The sequence below is a fragment of the Natronobeatus ordinarius genome (assembly GCF_024362485.1).
In the GTDB taxonomy this organism is placed as follows: Archaea; Halobacteriota; Halobacteria; order Halobacteriales; family Natrialbaceae; genus Natronobeatus; species Natronobeatus ordinarius.
This window is the reverse complement of record NZ_CP101456.1, coordinates 1,552,645-1,569,800: the sequence shown is the minus strand read 5'-3', so window position 1 is coordinate 1,569,800 and position 17,156 is coordinate 1,552,645. Positions and strand designations below refer to the sequence as shown.

22 protein-coding genes are annotated in these 17,156 nt (G+C 67.0%); 12 read left to right on the top strand and 10 right to left on the bottom strand.

Annotated features, from left to right (window positions below):
• Positions 1–87: 87 nt before the first annotated feature.
• The 9 genes from NMQ09_RS08120 to NMQ09_RS08080 form a co-directional block, all read right to left on the bottom strand.
• On the bottom strand, positions 88–786 hold the full coding sequence (locus tag NMQ09_RS08120) for a YqjF family protein (protein WP_255194088.1): 699 nt from the start codon (positions 784–786) through the stop codon (positions 88–90).
• A gap of 295 nt (positions 787–1,081) precedes the next feature.
• Entirely contained in the window at positions 1,082–1,321 is a 240-nt protein-coding gene (locus tag NMQ09_RS08115; protein WP_255194087.1) for a YgaP family membrane protein, read from the bottom strand.
• 124 nt (positions 1,322–1,445) lie between these two features.
• Positions 1,446–1,673 carry a DUF5795 family protein gene (locus NMQ09_RS08110; RefSeq protein WP_255194086.1) on the bottom strand — a complete coding sequence of 76 codons (228 nt, stop codon included), beginning with the start codon at positions 1,671–1,673 and terminating at the stop codon, positions 1,446–1,448.
• A 174-nt stretch (positions 1,674–1,847) separates the two neighbouring features.
• Positions 1,848–2,591, bottom strand: a complete 744-nt coding sequence (locus NMQ09_RS08105) for a helix-turn-helix domain-containing protein (RefSeq protein ID WP_255194085.1) — start codon at positions 2,589–2,591, stop codon at positions 1,848–1,850.
• 33 nt (positions 2,592–2,624) lie between these two features.
• Positions 2,625–2,909 carry a hypothetical protein gene (locus tag NMQ09_RS08100; RefSeq protein WP_255194084.1) on the bottom strand — a complete coding sequence of 95 codons (285 nt, stop codon included), beginning with the start codon at positions 2,907–2,909 and terminating at the stop codon, positions 2,625–2,627.
• 80 nt (positions 2,910–2,989) lie between these two features.
• The gene (locus NMQ09_RS08095; protein WP_255194570.1) at positions 2,990–4,030 is read right to left on the bottom strand and encodes a proline racemase family protein; all 1,041 of its coding nucleotides are present in this window, start codon (positions 4,028–4,030) and stop codon (positions 2,990–2,992) included.
• A 28-nt stretch (positions 4,031–4,058) separates the two neighbouring features.
• Positions 4,059–4,376 carry a DUF8026 family protein gene (locus NMQ09_RS08090; RefSeq protein ID WP_255194083.1) on the bottom strand — a complete coding sequence of 106 codons (318 nt, stop codon included), beginning with the start codon at positions 4,374–4,376 and terminating at the stop codon, positions 4,059–4,061.
• Positions 4,376–5,833 (bottom strand): sodium-dependent transporter, encoded by a 1,458-nt coding sequence (locus NMQ09_RS08085; protein ID WP_255194082.1) that lies wholly within the window; start codon positions 5,831–5,833, stop codon positions 4,376–4,378. Before NMQ09_RS08085 ends, NMQ09_RS08090 begins: the two co-directional genes overlap by 1 nt.
• Before the next feature lie 149 nt (positions 5,834–5,982).
• On the bottom strand, positions 5,983–6,723 hold the full coding sequence (locus tag NMQ09_RS08080) for an SDR family NAD(P)-dependent oxidoreductase (protein WP_255194081.1): 741 nt from the start codon (positions 6,721–6,723) through the stop codon (positions 5,983–5,985).
• A 264-nt stretch (positions 6,724–6,987) separates the two neighbouring features.
• Here NMQ09_RS08080 and NMQ09_RS08075 point away from each other — a divergent pair, with 264 nt between their 5' ends.
• Entirely contained in the window at positions 6,988–7,452 is a 465-nt protein-coding gene (locus NMQ09_RS08075; RefSeq protein ID WP_255194080.1) for a universal stress protein, read from the top strand.
• An 88-nt stretch (positions 7,453–7,540) separates the two neighbouring features.
• Here NMQ09_RS08075 and NMQ09_RS08070 read toward each other — a convergent pair whose 3' ends face one another.
• Positions 7,541–7,960: a hypothetical protein gene (locus NMQ09_RS08070; protein ID WP_255194079.1), complete on the bottom strand. Its 420-nt coding sequence runs from the start codon at positions 7,958–7,960 to the stop codon at positions 7,541–7,543.
• Between the two features lie 129 nt (positions 7,961–8,089).
• Here NMQ09_RS08070 and NMQ09_RS08065 point away from each other — a divergent pair, with 129 nt between their 5' ends.
• From NMQ09_RS08065 to rpsJ, 11 genes are all read left to right on the top strand, one after another.
• Complete coding sequence (locus NMQ09_RS08065) at positions 8,090–8,698, top strand: NAD(P)/FAD-dependent oxidoreductase (protein ID WP_255194078.1); 609 nt, start codon at positions 8,090–8,092, stop codon at positions 8,696–8,698.
• Positions 8,691–9,302: a VOC family protein gene (locus tag NMQ09_RS08060; RefSeq protein WP_255194077.1), complete on the top strand. Its 612-nt coding sequence runs from the start codon at positions 8,691–8,693 to the stop codon at positions 9,300–9,302. Before NMQ09_RS08065 ends, NMQ09_RS08060 begins: the two co-directional genes overlap by 8 nt.
• A gap of 2 nt (positions 9,303–9,304) precedes the next feature.
• On the top strand, positions 9,305–9,973 hold the full coding sequence (locus tag NMQ09_RS08055) for an alpha/beta hydrolase (RefSeq protein WP_255194076.1): 669 nt from the start codon (positions 9,305–9,307) through the stop codon (positions 9,971–9,973).
• A 68-nt stretch (positions 9,974–10,041) separates the two neighbouring features.
• Positions 10,042–10,449, top strand: coding sequence for a DCC1-like thiol-disulfide oxidoreductase family protein (locus NMQ09_RS08050; RefSeq protein WP_255194569.1), 408 nt, complete (start codon positions 10,042–10,044; stop codon positions 10,447–10,449).
• 116 nt (positions 10,450–10,565) lie between these two features.
• Positions 10,566–11,543, top strand: a complete 978-nt coding sequence (locus NMQ09_RS08045) for an ROK family protein (RefSeq protein WP_255194075.1) — start codon at positions 10,566–10,568, stop codon at positions 11,541–11,543.
• Between the two features lie 109 nt (positions 11,544–11,652).
• Entirely contained in the window at positions 11,653–13,089 is a 1,437-nt protein-coding gene (locus NMQ09_RS08040) for an LVIVD repeat-containing protein (protein WP_255194074.1), read from the top strand.
• Between the two features lie 231 nt (positions 13,090–13,320).
• Positions 13,321–13,686, top strand: a complete 366-nt coding sequence (locus NMQ09_RS08035; RefSeq protein ID WP_255194073.1) for a NifU family protein — start codon at positions 13,321–13,323, stop codon at positions 13,684–13,686.
• Between the two features lie 89 nt (positions 13,687–13,775).
• The gene (locus NMQ09_RS08030; protein ID WP_425607262.1) at positions 13,776–14,327 is read left to right on the top strand and encodes an amino acid-binding protein; all 552 of its coding nucleotides are present in this window, start codon (positions 13,776–13,778) and stop codon (positions 14,325–14,327) included.
• The gene (locus tag NMQ09_RS08025) at positions 14,327–15,274 is read left to right on the top strand and encodes a homoserine dehydrogenase (RefSeq protein ID WP_255194071.1); all 948 of its coding nucleotides are present in this window, start codon (positions 14,327–14,329) and stop codon (positions 15,272–15,274) included. Before NMQ09_RS08030 ends, NMQ09_RS08025 begins: the two co-directional genes overlap by 1 nt.
• A gap of 184 nt (positions 15,275–15,458) precedes the next feature.
• Positions 15,459–16,727: a translation elongation factor EF-1 subunit alpha gene (gene tuf, locus NMQ09_RS08020; protein ID WP_255194070.1), complete on the top strand. Its 1,269-nt coding sequence runs from the start codon at positions 15,459–15,461 to the stop codon at positions 16,725–16,727.
• Positions 16,728–17,036, top strand: coding sequence for a 30S ribosomal protein S10 (gene rpsJ, locus NMQ09_RS08015; RefSeq protein ID WP_255194069.1), 309 nt, complete (start codon positions 16,728–16,730; stop codon positions 17,034–17,036).
• The last annotated feature ends 120 nt before the right edge of the window (positions 17,037–17,156 follow it).

Genomic DNA, 17,156 nt, shown 5'->3' with positions numbered 1-17,156 from the left:
CAAAAACACCGGCCTCCCGATCGACACCACCCACCCATTCCGTTACATCCGCGACGGAGGTGTGTCCCCGTTGAGAGAGCACGTCGATCACTGCCAGCGACGGCACCGTGACGCCGTGACCTCGAGGCCGCGACTGTAGTAACAGACCGGGCTTCCCTCGGGCGGTGTGAACCCATTGGCCCGAAAGAGCGACTCGTCCTCGAGTGTGGCCGTCGCGTCCCGGAGCGTCCAGGGTTCGTGGTCGACGTCGGCGTACCGGAGCCGTCCGCGACTGTCTTCGGTGTAGTAGCGGTACCGTTCGGTCAGAAACGCCGCGAGCGAGCCGGATTCGGCGGTGAACGGTTCGCCCGTCGGCCTGTAGATCGCGTCGAACAGAACCGGACGCTCGCCCGGGTGGCGTCGACGACTCGTGAAGCGGATCCGACCGTCGCGTTCGCGTCGTCGCAGTCGCATTCGGGCGTAGTAGTACGGCAGGTGGTGGAACAGCCGCGCTCCGAGGACGCCCAGGGAGCCCGCGGCGTCGAGGCTGAAGAAGTAGACGCCGGATTCGCCGTCGCGAGTGACGTACGTTCGGAGGTTGAGTTCCGGGAGTGGGAAGCCGGCCAGAGCGGGAACGCCGCGCGGGCGAACGTCGACGTTGACGAACGGGACGACCGACAGCCACGCCCGTCCATCGAAGGTGTCGACGGACAGCGACGCTGGCAGGTGGGCGGCGACGACGTCGGGCTCGAGCGACCAGTTGGCGAACAGCAGGTGTCGCCAGCCCATCGCGACCGGGAGCGGCATAGCGTGACGTAGGCGCCCGGGCGTGGAAAACCCTCGGCCGTCGTCGTCGACACCGCTGCGCAGCCACCTCGACCATCCCTCTGCGCAGCCACCTCGACCATCCCTCTGTGCAGCCACCTCGACAATCGCCGTCCAGTCGAGAGGGACCTCGAACCTGACTCCACGGCGACCTCGAACCAGATTCGGCGACCCTCGAGAAAGTCGTCGCCTCGCCCGAGGGAGAGTCCGGGACAAGCCGGACAGGACAGAGGGGCCGACTATCGTCCGGGCACGATCGTGAGCACGGGATCCGCGTTCACGAACGACGGCGGTCCTCGCAGGTGTTTCGGCCGACCAGCGCGTTCAGCGGACACGTCCGTGCGCCAGCGGTCGCCAGCAGGATCGCCGCGACCAGGAGCGCGAGCGCCGCGAGTCCGCCCTGGAGGGTCGTCTCGAGTGAGTCTCCGAACGCGACGAGCCCCATCGAGACGCCCACGAAAATCAGGCCGACGACGATTCGAAGCGTTCGATCCGTTCCGCCGACGTTCCGTTCCATATCGAACGATCGACCCGTTAGCCGATAACTCGGTCGGTATCGAACCCGCCGGATCGTGAGACTGGCTGGCCCGGCGCTCGAGGGCCGAGAACGATGCCATCATCCCTGCTCGAGCGGTGGGTCGTCACTCCCGGTCCGTGTCTTGCCAGTCACACTCGGTACACTTCCAGCCGGTGACGAATTCGGTGACCGTGGGCATGTACCCTACTTTCAAGACGTCGGATTCGCAGTTGGGACACGTCCGAGCCGCATCCTCGATCGCGTCGGCTTCCAGCACCGACTCGCCTTCGACGAGTTCTGCGAGCGTCTCGGGAGTGACCATCCGTCCCTGAACGACACGGTTGTCGGCCATGGCTGCGTTATGGACCGAATCTCCCTAAGCATTTCAGGTGCGCCGCCACCCGGGCTGACACCACACGCCATCAACGTTACAGTCGGAACCGACGCTGTCGTTTACAGTCGGAACCGACGCTGTCGTCCCCTCGTCGGTCGGAGCCAGCACGTGCGCGCCCCCGTCGCGCGCCGGTCAAAGCGTTCGGCGTTCGTCGCCGCTGTCGGGATTGAGGAGTTTCGCCTCGGCTTTCCGGAGATGCTCGAGCAACGTCGTCTTCGCGAGGCCGGCTTCCTCCGCGAGTTCGCGCGTCGTGATCTCTCTCGGCCAGGCGTAGTAGTTGTGCTCGCAGGCGAGTTCGAAGATCTCACGCTGGCGCTCAGAGAGGATGTCGACGCGATGAAACGCGTCCTCCGATCGGGCAGCGTGTGAGTAGATCTTCGTTACGTCCACTTCAGCATCGAACTCCGCTCGTACGGTCTCGAGTCGGTCGTGGAGGCGGTCCCGGTCGGCCTCGTCGACGAAGACGGGCCAGTACTCGCGGCCGTCACGAACCCGAACGGGCGCGTCCTGAAGGAATCCGTGTGAAGCGAGCGCGTCGCTGATCGTGTGCTGGGGATCGTACTCGACGAATAGTTCTCTGCTCGTGTTTCCCGGCGTTTGCCCGCGGTGTTCGAACTCGTAGCGTCGCTCCATCTCGACGACCGACGAGGTCAGCGCCGATTCCTGGGTCGCTCTGACGAGTTCGTCGATCTCCGCTGACGAGTCGCCGTAGGCGGTGAAGTGTCCCTTGACCTTCCCGTCTGTCGACTGATAGACGGTGTGGGCGAGCAATCCCGCGTCGGTTGCTTCAGTCACCTCGAGCGTCCAGCAGTTCGGGTGCCAGATCTCGAGCGTGAGTCGTGCCCCCTGAGAGAGGTGTTCGTCGAGCGGATCCATTTTCTATTGTATATGTGGGAAGGATATAATAATCTAGTTACTTGTGAACTGTATCGTTCGGATCGACTCCTCCGACTCGACTCGGATACGACGCATCGCTAAGACACGAGTCCTCGAGTCCGGGACCATCGCCGCCGCGTCAGGGACCATCGCCGCCACGTCAGGGACCATCGCCGCCACGTCAGGGACCATCGCCGCCGCGTCAGGGACCATCGCCGCCACGTCAGGGACCATCGCCGCCACGTCAGGGACCATCGCCGCCGCGTCAGGGACCATCGCCGCCACGTCAGGGACCATCGCCGCCGCGTCAGGGACCATCGCCGTCACGTCTACGGGGCGACCGTCACTGCATCCCCGAGAACCGTCGTCGCGGCGTACCGGCTTCGGGTGTGTGGCGATCACGGTGTCCTTCTGAACGGTTCGCAGTTGTCGTGTGTCGTCCGCCGAAGCGAGAAGCCGGCAAGGTCGTCTCGCTCGTCACACAGGAACGTATGGCTCCCGGTGATGTGTGCCGAGCCCGAAACCTCGGGCGTCGTCACGAGGACGCCATCGCAGGAGGTCGACTCGAGGAGTCGGCCCGTAAACCGGGTGCCGATCACGCTCTCGTAGCGGTAGGGCTCGCCGACCGACAGCTCGCCGGCGTCGTGCAGCAACGTCATCTTCGCGCACGTCCCGGTCCCGCACGGCGAGCGATCGACCTGTCCGTTCCCGAAGACGACGACGTTTCGGTCGGAGCCGTCGCGACGCTCGTAGAACTCGACGATCGAGACGCGGTGGCGCTCGTCGGTGAACGGGTGATGGATCTCGAGGGCGTCGTTCGCCGCCCGGCGGATCGCGAGGCCGTACTCGACGAAGGCGTCGACGTGTGCCGGGCACACCGGCAGACCGACGACCGCGGCGTCGACCAGTGCGAAGACGTTGCCGGCGAACACCACGTCGATCGACACGGCGCGTGTTTCGCCCTCGTGGTCGAGCTGGAGCGTCGCTTCGTCGTAGACGAACGAGTCGACGTTTCGGATGGCGACCTCGGTGACGCGGCCGTCCTCGATCGTGGGTCGGGTTCGGACCAGCCCGGCGGGCGTCTCGACGGTGATCGTCGGCGTCGCCTCGAGCTGGCCCGTCTCGAGCAGCGCCGTCACGGCACCGATCGTCCCGTGGCCGCACATGTCGAGGTAGCCGCGGCTGTCCATGAAGAACAGCCCGAGGTCGGCGTCCGGGCTCGCCGGCGCCACCGGGACCGCGCCGAACATGTCGTCGTGGCCGCGGGGCTCACACATCAACAGCTCGCGAAGCCAGTCCTGGCCGTCGGCGAACCGGTCGCGCTGGTCGGCGACGCTTCCGCCGCGGAGCTGGGTGCGGTCGATACCGCTCGTCACGATCCGGGTCGGCTCACCCGCCGTGTGCGTGTCGAGCGTGTCGACGAACGTCTCTGTCTGCATCATTGAAACGGTGATCGTGGGGGTCTCCTTACAGCCGTTCGAGCGATTCGACGTCGTCGTCGCTCCAGTCGTAGAAGCGGCGATCGGTCGTTTTGAGGGCGTCGACGCACGCGTTGTACTGCTCGCGGGCGTCGTCGACGTACGGGTCGTCGGGGTTGCGATCGATCCACTCACGAAGCTCCGCGAGCGCCGTCGGCGAGTAGGTGTCCATCACGTCCTGATGCTCGAGGAGTTCGACCTTTCGCCCCTCCTGGCGGAGCGTTCGCACGAGCGCCCAGCTGGCGACGCCGAAGAAGGCGACCGCAGTGAACGCGAACATACCGAGCACCTCGGTCTCGAGGGGCATCAGTCGTCACCTCCGGTGACCTCGCCAGCGGGACGACGCTCGTCGCCGTCGACCACCGACATGAGGACGTAGCCGACGATCGGGAACGTCACGAGGACGACCATGCCGCCGATCATCTCGGCGGTGCCGTAGGCGTCGTAGGCGAAGTAGGCCATGATGAAGATCATCACCGCGGGGATGACGAACTTCACTACGGGGTTCCACCAGTGGCCGACGTGGATGCCGGCGTTTTTGTTCACCGAGAGCAGGCGCAGGCGCTCGGGCCCCATCACCCAGCCGATGACCAGAACGATCGCCAGCGTCGCCAGCGGTAGTCCCCAGTTGCCGAAGACGAAGTCGAGGTAGTCGAGGACCTCGACGGAGTACGCGCTCGGGATCCCGAGCAGCCAGATACCACCACAGACGCCGAGGACGGTCTGGGTTCTGCTGAATCGGGTCTCCTCGGCGACCGTCGTCACGCTCACCTCGGTGATGAGCAGCCCCGAGGTGAACGTCGCCAGGAAGAACCCGACGAAAAACAGGATCGCAACGAGTCCGCCGAGGGGAATCTCGGGGAACACCTGTACCAGCGAGACGAACGCGAGCGCCGCTCCGGCGTCGGGCTCTAAACCGACGGCGAAGACGATCGGGAAGATCGCCAGTGCGGCGAGGATCCCGACGCTCGACTCGCCGATGGCCGTGAAGACGCCGCCTCCGAGGGGCACGTCGTCGTACTCGCGCAGGTAGCTGCCGACCGTCAGCGCGATTCCCCAGCCCAGCCCCGTCGAGAACAGCGCCTGGCCGAGGGCGGCGATCCACGTCTCGCTGTAGGTGAGGTACTCCCACTGGACGCTGAACAGGAACGAGACGCCTTCGCCGGCTCCGTCCAGCGTCAGTCCACGGACCATCATCACGACGAGCGCGAACACGAGCGCCGGCACCGCGAAGACGACGAACCGCTCGAGGCCTCGCCGGATGCCGAGGATCAGTACGGCCGCGATGGCCGCCATGATGACGGTGTGAAGCCCGATCATGAGCGCCGGATTCGCGAAGAACGCATCCATGAACTCGACGGCTTCGAACCCGCTCGCGGTGAAGGTAAACAGCAACGAGTGGACCGCGTAGTACAGCGTCCAGCCGATCAGTGGCGAGTAGTACGACATCAGTGCGACGTTGACGAGCAGGACGACGATCCCGAAGCCGACGAGGCCGCCGCTGCCGACGACGTCCCGGAACGCGCCGATGACGCCCTTGTTCGTGTATCGGCCGAGGGCGACCTCGGCCATCAGTCCCGGCACGGCGAGCAAGAACAGCAGCACGAGGAAGGCGATGAGAAACGCTCCGCCCCCGTTCTCACCCGTGACGAACGGAAAGCGCCAGATGTTTCCGGCGCCCACCATCGCCCCGATCATGGCCATCAGGAAGCCGAACCGGGTCCCCCACTCCGCCCTTGCGGTCTTTGCATCTGCGTTTGACATGCGTTATCGTGACAATGTTCGGGGGCGGGGCCATGTATAGCCCGTTCCGTCCATAGTCGGGGGTGGGCCCGGCGCAGCCACACGGGCTCGAGACGCCGTGTACGCCGTCGTCGCCTCACACCCGCTCGGGAAGCCAGCCGCCCGCCACCTCACACCCGCTCGGGAAGCCAGCCGCCGTCGACCTCGAGGTTTTCGCCGCTCGTGTACTCGTTGTCGGGGTCGAGAAAGAACAGCACCGGCCGGACGACGTCCGCGAAGGAGGCGGGCCGCCCGCGAGGGAGTTCCTCGGGAAACTCCTCGGAGTTCTCGACGACGTAGGGGGAGACGGCGTTGACGGTGATGCCGTCGTCTTGTGTGTCGGCGGCGAGCATCCGGGTGAACATCAACACGCCCGTTTTGGCGACGAAGTACGGGAAATTCTTCGGGCTCACCAGCCCCTTCTCGGCCGAGGCGTAGCCGACGTTGACGATCCGGCCGAACCCCGCCTCGCGCATCGCCGGCAGCGCCCGCTTCGAGCAGAGGTAGGTGCCGTTGAGGTTGGTCTCGAGCACGCGGTTCCAGGTCGCAAAGTCGATCTCGGCCCAGTGGGCGGGCGCGAAGTCGCCGACGTTGTTCACGAGGGCGTCGACGCTCCCGAGCTCGGCCTCGACGCTTGAGAACAGGCCGTCGACGCTCTCGGGATCGGTGACGTCGCCCTGGACCGTCGTCGCGTCCGGGGCACCGCGATCGCGCGCCTCGTCGGCCACCTCGCGCGCCGCGTCGGCGCTCGTGTGGTAGTGAACCGCCGTCTTCGCGCCGCGGTCGGCGGTCGCGAGCAAGATCTCGCGGCCGACGCCACGTGCGCTGCCCGTAACCAGAACGGTTTGACTCGAGAGCTCCGGTTCATCCATACCGAACCGTCGCTTCCCGAACCGAAAAAACGACCGGAACAGGGAGTTTCTCGCGGGCGAACGTCCAGCACCGGATGCGTTCACGGCTGAACGATCACCACCGGGTGCGTTCACGACCGAACGCTCACCACTGGGTCTGTTCACGACCGAACGCTCACCACCGGGTGCGTTCACGCCTGCACGATCGTCACCGAACCGCCCAGGACCGGTCGAATACTTGTAACGACGGGAAACCTTAACCCGGTCGGCTTCGCGCGTACGGGTATGGCGATCGAAACGATTGTGCTCGCGGTGGGACCCATGGACGCCGTCCGCGCGGAGGAACTCGCCGACGTCGTCCTCGAGGTCGCGGCGCCGCTCGAGGCGGCCGTCGTCGTCACGCACGCGTTCACGGCCGAGGAGTACGAGGAGATCCACGACGACCTCGGCTTCGACGAGCGGTTCGAGGACGTCGACCCCGACGCGGTCGCTGCCCGGCGCGCGCCGGTGCCCGACCTCGTCGAGCTCTTCGACGCCGAGGGCGTCGACCTCGAGGTTCGTGGAGCCGTCGGCGAACACGGCCAGGCCGTCGTCGACCTCGCCGAGTCGGTCGACGCGGATCGGATCGTCGTCGGTGGCCGGCGCCGATCGGCGGCCGGCAAGGCCGTCTTCGGGTCGACCTCACAGCAGATCATGCAGTCTGCTCACTGTCCCGTGACGTACGTCCACGATCGCTCGGTCATGGAGTAACCGCCTCTGATCGGCCCGCTACGACGTGATCGTCCACGATCGGTCCACCGCGACGGGTTCGTCCCGGGGACGGCGGATCGGTGCCCGCTCAGCCGTCGGCGTCGACGTCAGCGCGCGTTTTCCACCGCCGCTCCTGACGACGCTCGGTGACGTGTCGGCGGCCGTCGGCCAGCTCCCGTCGGACGCGTCGCTCGAGGACGGTCGCCTCGGCCAGCATCGTTGCCTGGAAATCCTCGAGCACGTCATACGACCAGCGGTCGTCGTCGACGACGCCGTGGGGAAGCAAGTTGTCCCGGACGTCGTCGGCGAGCTCGTCGTGGCCCGCCTCGCGTAACCGCGACTCCGCCAGCGCGAGGTGGTCCATCCCGTGGCCCGTCGCGTGGTGGAACTCGATCAGGTAGCCCTGTGCACGCTGGAGCCACTCGAGGCCGAGTTCGACCTCGTGGAGCGCCTCGAGTTCGACCTCGGTGAGTTCGTCCCCGTCGGTGGGTCGCTCGTTGAATGACATAAGTGAACGTACGCCACGGTCCCGGAAGTGGGTGTCGCCGCTCGTCGCGTGGCGTAACCCGAGTGTTACCTGATTGTCCTCCAGTCCCTCGGGGGTTTATCGGCCTGCGGTAACAAGATGCAACCACAGATGAGCACTGATACGATCGACGCGACCGTGATCGTCGTCGGCGGCGGGCCGGCCGGACTGAGTGCGGCGCTCTTTACCCAGAAAAACGGCCTCGAGACGATCGTCTTCGATGGCGACGAGACGTGGATGCACAAAGCACACCTGTTCAACTACCCCGGGATCGGCTCGGTCGGGGGTAGTGAGTTCATGGCGACGACGCGCCAGCAGGTCGACGCCTTCGGAGTCGATCGACGCCAGGGCGAGCCGGTTACGGGCGTCGAGGCGACGGACGGAGGCTTTACCGTCGAGACTGACGAGGGGAGCTACGAGGCCCGGTACCTCGTGCTCGCGACGGGCGCGAACCGCGAGCTCGCCGAGGAGCTCGGCTGTGCGTTCGACGACGACGTCGTCGACGTGGGCGTCGAGATGGAGACCAGCGTCGCGAACGCCTACGCAACGGGCGCGATGGTGCGCGTCGAGGAGTGGCAAGCGGTGATCGCCGCGGGCGACGGTTCGGCGGCCGCGCTGAACATCCTGTCGAAAGAACGTGGCGACCACTTCCACGACTTCGACGTTCCCGCCGACGCCGACCGCGTCTTCGGCGGCATGGCCGAGGACGCCGATGAGTGAGCCCACCCCCGTCGACCACGAGCTGCCCGACAGCCCGTTCCACACGACGGGCACCGACCACGTCACCGTCTGGGGCAGCAACGAGGCCGACACGGTCGCGTTCTACCGCGATCTGCTGGGAATGCCCCTCGTCCTCCGTCAGCCGAACCTCGACGACACCTCCCAGACGCACCTCTTTTTCGACACCGGCGACGGGCGAATCCTGACGTTCTTCGTCAGCGACGACCGTCCGTCCGCTCGGGGCCAACGCGGAGGCGTCGGCGCGGTCCACCACCTCTGCTTCAGCGTCGCCCCCGACCGGTACGAGGCGGTCATGGAGGCCCTCGAGGACGCCGGCAAGCGCTACAACGTCTTCGACCGGGGCATCTTCCACTCGATCTACACCCACGACAACAACGGCCTCGTGATCGAGCTCTCGACGGACAAGTACGAGCTCCCCGACGACCGCCGCGGCGAGGTGCTCGCCAAGGCCCAGGAGCTCCGCGAAGCCGACGGCGCCGAGTACGCGAAAGACGAGCACCTCCGGGGCGCCATCGAGGAACTCGGCCTCGAGGTGATCGAACACGACTTGCCCGAAGCGAGCACGGGCGTCGCGGGCGTCTGACGGTGGCCGCCCCCGATCCCCATCGCAGCACGGACGACCCACACGGCGACGAACCGCTCGAGACGGCCGGGACGGCGCTCGAGAACGCGTCGGCCGCCGTCGTGCTGATCCACGGCCGGGGTGCGACCGCCAGATCCATCCTTGGGATGGCCGGCGAGTTCGGGACCGACGGGGTCGCCTCCCTCGCCCCCCAGGCCGCCGGCAACACCTGGTACCCGAACTCGTTTCTCGCCCCCGTGGCGGCGAACGAGCCGGGGCGGACGTCCGGACTCGAGGCGATCGCCGGCGCCATCGAACGCGCAAACGGGGCCGGGATACCGACCGAGCGCGTCCTCGTCCTCGGGTTCTCCCAGGGAGCCTGCCTCGCCACCGAGTTCGTCGCACGCAATCCGCGGCGCTACGGCGGCCTCGTCGCGCTCTCGGGCGGACTCATCGGCGACTCGATCGATCCCGAAACGTACGAGGGACGGCTCGAGGGTACGCCCGCCTTCTTCGGCTGCAGCGACGTCGACCCGCACATTCCCGAGCAGCGCGTCCACGACTCGGCCGCGGTCCTCGAGCGGCTGGGAGCCGACGTGACGACCCGGATCTACCCGGGGATGGGCCACGGCGTCAACGAGGACGAACTCGCGGCCGTCTCGAGGATGGTCGACGCACTCCCCGACGAGTAATTTCCCGGGGAGCGAATCTCACCCGTCGATGGATGAGCGGTAAGAGGCTGGCCGTCGTCGATCGTGACATGGCCGACGCGATCCTCGTCTACGACGACGACTGTGGCTTCTGTACGTGGTGGGCCGACGCGTTCGCGGAACGAGCCGACCTCGAGCTCGTCGGCTTCTCAGAGCTCGAACCGTCGCTTCGCGATCGCCTGCCCGAGAACTACGAGGGGTGTTCACACCTGCTCGCCGACGGGACGCGCTACTCCTGTGGCGCGTCGATCGAGGAGGCGTTCGCCCGCTCGGATCTCGGGGAGCCAGCCCGCCCGGCGATCGAGCGCCTGCGGACCCTCGGACCGTACAACGACCTCCGCGAGTGGGGCTACCGTCGGGTGTCGGGCAACCGTTCGTTCTGGGGCCGACTGGTCTCGAAGACGCCACCCGTACGGCGTGAAGCCGAGTGCGACACTCGAGCGAGCCGTCTCGAGTGATGGGACGCGCCACCTCGAGTGATGGGACGCGCCACCTCGAGGGGCGGTTCGATCCGCCTCGAGTGCGACCCTCGAATCTGTGTCGTTAAGTGTCGGGGTGACGCACGTACGACAGCATGGCCTACTACGCGGGCGTCGACCTCGGTGCGACGAACGTCCGGGCCGTCGTCGCCGAGGGCGACGGGACGACGATCGGCTCGAGCCAGAACAGCACGCCGCGTGGACCGAGGGGCGTCGACGTGACGGAGGGCGTCCTCGAGACGCTCCGGGCGGCCTGCGAGGAGGCGGAGATCGATCCAGTCCAGATCCGATCCGTCGGTATTGGCTCGATCGGTCCGTTCGACCTCGCGGAGGGGGCGGTGATCGATCCGGCGAACCTCCCGGACACGATCGATCGAATCCCGCTGACGGGCCCCATCGAGAATCTCGTCGCCTCCGAGGACGTGTACCTGCACAACGACACGAACGCGGGCGTCATCGGCGAGCGGTTTCACTCCGATCGAAACCCCGACGACATGGTCTACGTCACGATCTCCTCGGGGATCGGCGCGGGCGTCTGCTGTGACGGCGTCGTCCTGGACGGGTGGGACGGCAACGCCGGCGAGGTCGGCCACTGTGTCGTCGACCCCCGCGGGCGGATGACCTGCGGCTGTGGCCGCGACGGCCACTGGGAGGCGTACTGCTCGGGCAACAACATCCCCGCGTACGCCCGGCTGCTCGCCGAGGACGACCCGACGATCTCGACCGCGTTGCCGCTTGAGGATCCCGACTTCGCCGCGAAGGACGTCTTCGGCCTGGCGGGCGAGGATGCGCTGGCCGATCACGTGATCGATCAGCTGGCCCACTGGAACGCGATCGGCGTGACGAACCTCGTCCACTCGTTCGCCCCGCTCGTCGTCTCCGTCGGCGGCGCGGTCGCGCTCAACAACGAGGAACTCGTCGTCGACCCGATCCGCGAGCGGGTGGCCGAGATGGTCATGACGAACGTCCCCGCGATCACCGTGACCGACCTCGGCGACGACGTCGTCGTCGAAGGGGCGCTCGCGAGCGCACTGACCGAGGGGACCGGCGACCGGCGACTGTTGCGACGGTGAGGGGAATCAGCTCAGCGGCCACGAGGCGACGCTCGAGCGTCGCGACTCGCTCTCGAGTCGATCTTCGGCGCGCACCACACGTTATATGCGTGGCCGTGTGAGGGAGCGTATGCGCCGGCGAACGTTTCTTCGGGCCGGTGGCGGATCATGCCTCGGCCTCACACTCGGAGCTGCCGCCGCGTCTTCCCTGGCCACCGCGAGGGTCGACGCAGTCGACGACGCGTTCGAGCCGCTCGGCGTCGTCGACGTTCGCGGCGCGGCCGAGGCCGTCGTCGGTGACGACGGGCAGACGGTCTCTCTCGCAGCGACCGACGGCTTCGTGACCGTCGACGTGAGCGAGCCCACCGACCCGACCGTCCTCGCCGAGCGTCGCGACCTGACCGTCGACGATCGGCCGCTGACCGAGATCCTCGACGTGAAAGTCGACGGCGACCGGCTCGTCGTCCCCGGCCCGGCGAACCCCGCCGGCGACGAGGAGTTCTACGGCTTCGTCCTCTACGACGTGAGCGATCCCGCCGACCCCGTCGTCACGGGCGAGCCGTACGAGACCGGCTACCACATCCACAACTGCTACCTCGACGGCGACGTCCTCTACCTCGTCGGCAACGGCATCGAGACCGAGCGCGACGGCGACGTCGTCGAGGACAACCCGCTCGTCGTCTTCGACGTCGCCGGCGACGAACCCGAAGAGCTCGCCCGCTGGTCGCTCCTCGAGTTCGAGCCCGACTGGGCGGACGTCGGCTGGCGACTCCGATACCTCCACGACGTCTACGTCCACGACGGGGTGGCCATCCTCGCTCACTGGAACGCCGGCACCTACCTGCTCGACGTGAGCGAACCTGGCGACCCTCGGTATCGCTCACACGTCACTGACACCTCCCTCGAGGACCAGCTCGCCCTCGACGCGGGCGAGGAAAGTGACGCCCACACGGAGTTGCCCGGAAACGACCACTACTCGGCGGTCGACGAGACGGGCGAGCTGCTCGCAGTCGGGCGAGAGAGCTGGGCGACCGAACCTGGTGAGCCCGAGGGGGCAGGCGGGATCGACCTCTTCGACGTCAGCGACCCGGACGAGCCCGATTACCGGGCGACGATCGAGCCGCCGGAGACCGACGACGCCTCCTACCGGGGCGGCGAGTGGACGACCGCACACAACTTCGAGCTTCACGATGGGCGGCTCTACTCGTCGTGGTACCAGGGCGGCGTGAAGGTCCACGACGTCTCCGAGCCGGCCGAACCGGTCGAACTCGCCGGCTGGGAAGACCGCGACGCAGCCGGCTTCTGGACCGCTCGCGTCGCCGACGAGACGATCGTCGCCAGTAGCACGCCACTCATTCCGAACGCCTCGACTGACGGCGCACTGTACACGTTCCCGACTGGTCCCGGCACCGACTCCGCCGAAGACGGCCCCACCGACCACGCGGACACCCGAGACCGAGACGGCGCCCCGGCTGTCGACCGGACCGCCGGTTTCACCGTTCTGGCAGCACTCACCGGCGGTGCGATCGCCCTCGAGCGGGGCCGACGGCGGCTCCGCAACGACTGATCGTGATAAGTCGTGTCGAACGTCGGTAGACTACGTGACGATGAGCTGTGTCGAACGTCGGCAGACTACGTGACGATGAGCTGTGTCGAACGTCGGCAGACGACGCGATGACGGGTTCACAGCGAACGCCCACGCTGACGAATCCCTCACCGTCGGCACGCCGACCGGATTTCTGCATGGACGATCGTTGAGGAGCAAAACTATTCACCGCTCGAGCCCCTAGTCTCGACGATGACTGAATCGACGGGAGACGTGCCGCTGAAAGAACGCGTCGAGCAGTGGCTGGCTCGTGAGATGCCGATCATCCAGATGCACGGGGGGACGAGCGCCGTCCGCGAGGCCGATCCCGAGACGGGTGAAGTGATCATCGAACTCGGCGGCGGCTGCAGCGGCTGTTCGGTCGCGGACGTCACCACCGGCAACATCGAGGCCGCATTGTGCCAGTGGCCGGAGATCGACGACGTGACGGTCCGCGTCCCCGACCCACGGGAGAGCCTCGGCGGGCCCGAGCAGGCCGAGTCGATCATGGGGATCGACCGAACCGAGGGCGGCCGTGGCGACTGGGGCTCCTCGAACCCGGGGAAGGACCACTTCTGAGCGGTTTTGCGAACGCCTATATGGACTCGCGCGCCAAGGAGTCACTCGTACAATGATGCATGGACGTCCGCAGTTTGGAGGTGTCGGCGATGAGTGACGAGCCAGACGGCGACGCCGAGACAGACGGCGGCGTCCGTGCCTACACCGTCCGTCTCGAGCTCGTCGACGAACCCGGCGAACTCCTCCGGGCACTCGAGCCGATCGCCAACAACGGTGGCAATCTGTTGAGCATCCACCACGAACGAGGCAACCTCACGCCGCTCGGACACATCCCCGTCGAAGTCGACGTCGAGTGTCCGCCCCATCGGTTCGACGGCATCGTCGACGCCCTGCGCGAGGCCGGCGTCAACGTGATCCAGGCCGGCGCGGAACGGTACGGCGAGGAGGTCAACGTCGTCCTCGTCGGCCAGCTCGTCGAGACCGACCTCTCGGGGACGCTCGCCGCGATCGAGGACGACGCCGAGGCCGCCGTCGTCGACCTCTCGCTGGCGGCGCCCGACGGCATCGAAGAGCTCTCGAGCGCACGCGTCCGCCTCGCCGTCGACTCGGATCGGATCGAGGACGCCCTCTCGGCCGTCCGGTCGATCGCCGACGAGCGTAACCTCTCCGTCGTCGAACCCCTCCCCGGAGGTGAGGCCTGATGCGTCTCGCCATCCTCGGCGCTGGCGCCGTCGGGCGGTCGGTCGCCGACCTCGCTCCCGAGTACGGCCACGAGGTCGTCGCACTCGCCGACTCGAGCCACGCCGTCGTCGACGCGGCCGGAATCGACGCCCAGAGCGCGCTCGGCCGCAAGGACGCGGGCGAGCCACTCGGCGATGCCGAGCCCGAAGCCGTCTTCGACGCCGACTACGACGTCCTCGTCGAGGCGACGCCGACGACCCTCGGCGACGCCGAGCCCGGCTTCTCCCACGTGAAACGCGCCCTCGAGGACGACCGCCACGTCGTCCTCGCGAACAAGGGACCGGTGGCCGAACGGTACGAGGAACTGCGCGCGCTCGAGGCCGAGAGCGCGGGCTCGGTCCGGTTCGAGGCGACCGTCGGCGGCGCGATTCCGATCCTCTCGACGATCGAAGACTGCACGCCAGAGTCGGTGACGGCCGTTCGCGGCGTCCTCAACGGGACGGCGAACTTCATCCTCACCCGGATGGCCGCCGAGGGGCTCGGCTACGAGCACGTCCTCGCCGAGGCCCAGGACTTAGGCGTGGCCGAGGCCGACCCCACCTTCGACGTCGACGGCACCGACGCCGCGCTCAAGTTCGTCATCCTCGCGAACGTGCTCGCCGACGGCGGTTTCAGCCTCGAGGATGCAGACGTCTCCGGGATCCAGAACGTTCCGGGGAGCGCCCTCGAGCTCGCCGCCGAAGACGGCCGGACGATCCGGCTCATCGGCGAAGCCACGCGCGAGGGCGTGCGCGTGGGCCCGAGACTCGTCTCCGAGAACGGCCCCCTTGCGGTGACCGGCACCCGGAACATCGTCCAGATCGAGACCCGCCACGCCGGCAGCCTGCACAACAGCGGCCGCGGCGCAGGCGGCCCCGAGACGGCGACTGCGGTGCTCTCTGACGTCGGTCGACTCCCACGTCGGTGACCGAGACCAACGGGACAACCTGGGTTTTCGCGGACTGCTTCGGAACGACCGATCGCCAAAACCGTGTGCACGTGACACAAACCGCCAGACGGCGTCGGGGTGTCCTGAAGGTGGTTTCGAAATGGTTTTAACCGCAACGGGCAAACAAGACCGATATAAGCGCCTCTGCGCGTGAGCTACAACAATGAGCGAAGACAAACCCCACCAGAACCTGGCCATCATCGGCCACGTCGACCACGGAAAGAGCACACTGGTCGGGCGACTCCTCTTCGAGACGGGGAGCGTACCCGAGCACGTCATCGAGCAGCACCGACAGGAAGCCGAAGAGAAGGGCAAGGGCGGATTCGAGTTCGCCTACGTGATGGACAACCTCGCCGAGGAGCGAGAGCGTGGTGTCACCATCGACATCGCCCACCAGGAGTTCGACACGGACGAGTACCACTTCACCATCGTCGACTGTCCTGGCCACCGTGACTTCGTCAAGAACATGATCACTGGAGCGTCCCAGGCAGACAACGCCGTCCTCGTCGTCGCCGCCGACGACGGTGTTGCGCCCCAGACCCAGGAGCACGTCTTCCTGGCCCGAACGCTGGGTATCGACGAGCTCCTCATCGGCATCAACAAGATGGACGTCGTCGACTACGCCGAAGACTCGTTCAACGAGGTCGTCGGCGAAGTCAACCAGCTGCTCAAGCAGGTGCAGTTCCAGGTCGACGACGCCTCGTTCATCCCCATCTCGGCGTTCGAGGGCGACAACATCGCCGAGGCCTCCGACGAGACGCCGTGGTACGACGGCCGTACCCTGCTCGAGGCACTCGACGACCTGCCAGAGCCCCAGGAGCCGACCGACGCACCGCTTCGCCTGCCGATCCAGGACGTCTACACGATCTCCGGCATCGGGACCGTCCCCGTCGGACGGATCGAGACCGGTGTCATGAACATCGGCGACAACGTCTCCTTCCAGCCCAGCGACGTCGGCGGCGAGGTCAAGACGATCGAGATGCACCACGAAGAGGTGCCCAAAGCAGAGCCCGGTGACAACGTCGGATTCAACGTCCGCGGCATCGGCAAAGACGACATCCGCCGCGGTGACGTCTGTGGTCCCGCCGAGGAGCCACCGAGCGTCGCCGAGACGTTCCAGGCACAGGTCGTCGTCATGCAGCACCCCAGCGTGATCACCGCGGGCTACACGCCCGTCTTCCACGCCCACACGGCCCAGGTCGCCTGTACGATCGAGTCCATCGACCAGAAGATGGACCCCGCCACGGGCGAGGTCGCCGAGGAGAACCCCGACTTCATCCAGTCGGGTGACGCCGCTGTGGTCACCATCCGACCGCAGAAGCCGCTCAGCATCGAGCCCTCGAGCGAGATCCCCGAACTCGGGAGCTTCGCCATCCGCGACATGGGTCAGACCATCGCGGCCGGCAAGGTCCTCAACGTCGACGAGAAATAAATGCAACAGGCACGCGTTCGACTCGCGGGGACGAGACCGCAGGACTTAGACGATATCTGCGACGACGTCCGCGAGATCGCGAACAACACCGGCGTCAACCTCAGCGGGCCGATCCCGCTACCGACGAAGACGCTCGAGGTGCCGACGCGGAAGTCGCCCGACGGCGAGGGTACCGCCACGTGGGAGCACTGGGAAATGCGCGTCCACAAGCGCCTGATCGACCTGGACGCCGACGAACGCGCACTCCGACAGCTCATGCGCATCCAGGTGCCCAACGACGTCTCGATCGAGATCGTCCTCGAGGACTGATCTCGACCTCCCGCGCAGGTTCGTTTCGCCGGCGGGACGTACACGAGAGACGATAGCAGTTTCTCGACGGCTTCGCGACGCCGTCCTGACGATTGACCCCGACGAGCAACGGGTGTCTCT

Coding starts and splice junctions, on each gene's coding strand:
- NMQ09_RS08095 (WP_255194570.1), bottom strand. CDS start 4,030: ATGCAGACAGAGACGTTCGTCGACACGCTCGACACGCACACGGCGGGT.
- NMQ09_RS08100 (WP_255194084.1), bottom strand. CDS start 2,909: ATGGTCCCTGACGCGGCGGCGATGGTCCCTGACGTGGCGGCGATGGTC.
- NMQ09_RS08115 (WP_255194087.1), bottom strand. CDS start 1,321: ATGGAACGGAACGTCGGCGGAACGGATCGAACGCTTCGAATCGTCGTC.
- NMQ09_RS08085 (WP_255194082.1), bottom strand. CDS start 5,833: ATGTCAAACGCAGATGCAAAGACCGCAAGGGCGGAGTGGGGGACCCGG.
- NMQ09_RS08050 (WP_255194569.1), top strand. CDS start 10,042: ATGGCCGACGCGATCCTCGTCTACGACGACGACTGTGGCTTCTGTACG.
- NMQ09_RS08105 (WP_255194085.1), bottom strand. CDS start 2,591: ATGGATCCGCTCGACGAACACCTCTCTCAGGGGGCACGACTCACGCTC.
- NMQ09_RS08110 (WP_255194086.1), bottom strand. CDS start 1,673: ATGGCCGACAACCGTGTCGTTCAGGGACGGATGGTCACTCCCGAGACG.
- tuf (WP_255194070.1), top strand. CDS start 15,459: ATGAGCGAAGACAAACCCCACCAGAACCTGGCCATCATCGGCCACGTC.
- NMQ09_RS08120 (WP_255194088.1), bottom strand. CDS start 786: ATGCCGCTCCCGGTCGCGATGGGCTGGCGACACCTGCTGTTCGCCAAC.
- rpsJ (WP_255194069.1), top strand. CDS start 16,728: ATGCAACAGGCACGCGTTCGACTCGCGGGGACGAGACCGCAGGACTTA.
- NMQ09_RS08065 (WP_255194078.1), top strand. CDS start 8,090: ATGAGCACTGATACGATCGACGCGACCGTGATCGTCGTCGGCGGCGGG.
- NMQ09_RS08030 (WP_425607262.1), top strand. CDS start 13,776: ATGAGTGACGAGCCAGACGGCGACGCCGAGACAGACGGCGGCGTCCGT.
- NMQ09_RS08025 (WP_255194071.1), top strand. CDS start 14,327: ATGCGTCTCGCCATCCTCGGCGCTGGCGCCGTCGGGCGGTCGGTCGCC.
- NMQ09_RS08080 (WP_255194081.1), bottom strand. CDS start 6,723: ATGGATGAACCGGAGCTCTCGAGTCAAACCGTTCTGGTTACGGGCAGC.
- NMQ09_RS08045 (WP_255194075.1), top strand. CDS start 10,566: ATGGCCTACTACGCGGGCGTCGACCTCGGTGCGACGAACGTCCGGGCC.
- NMQ09_RS08040 (WP_255194074.1), top strand. CDS start 11,653: ATGCGCCGGCGAACGTTTCTTCGGGCCGGTGGCGGATCATGCCTCGGC.
- NMQ09_RS08035 (WP_255194073.1), top strand. CDS start 13,321: ATGACTGAATCGACGGGAGACGTGCCGCTGAAAGAACGCGTCGAGCAG.
- NMQ09_RS08070 (WP_255194079.1), bottom strand. CDS start 7,960: ATGTCATTCAACGAGCGACCCACCGACGGGGACGAACTCACCGAGGTC.
- NMQ09_RS08090 (WP_255194083.1), bottom strand. CDS start 4,376: ATGCCCCTCGAGACCGAGGTGCTCGGTATGTTCGCGTTCACTGCGGTC.
- NMQ09_RS08075 (WP_255194080.1), top strand. CDS start 6,988: ATGGCGATCGAAACGATTGTGCTCGCGGTGGGACCCATGGACGCCGTC.
- NMQ09_RS08060 (WP_255194077.1), top strand. CDS start 8,691: ATGAGTGAGCCCACCCCCGTCGACCACGAGCTGCCCGACAGCCCGTTC.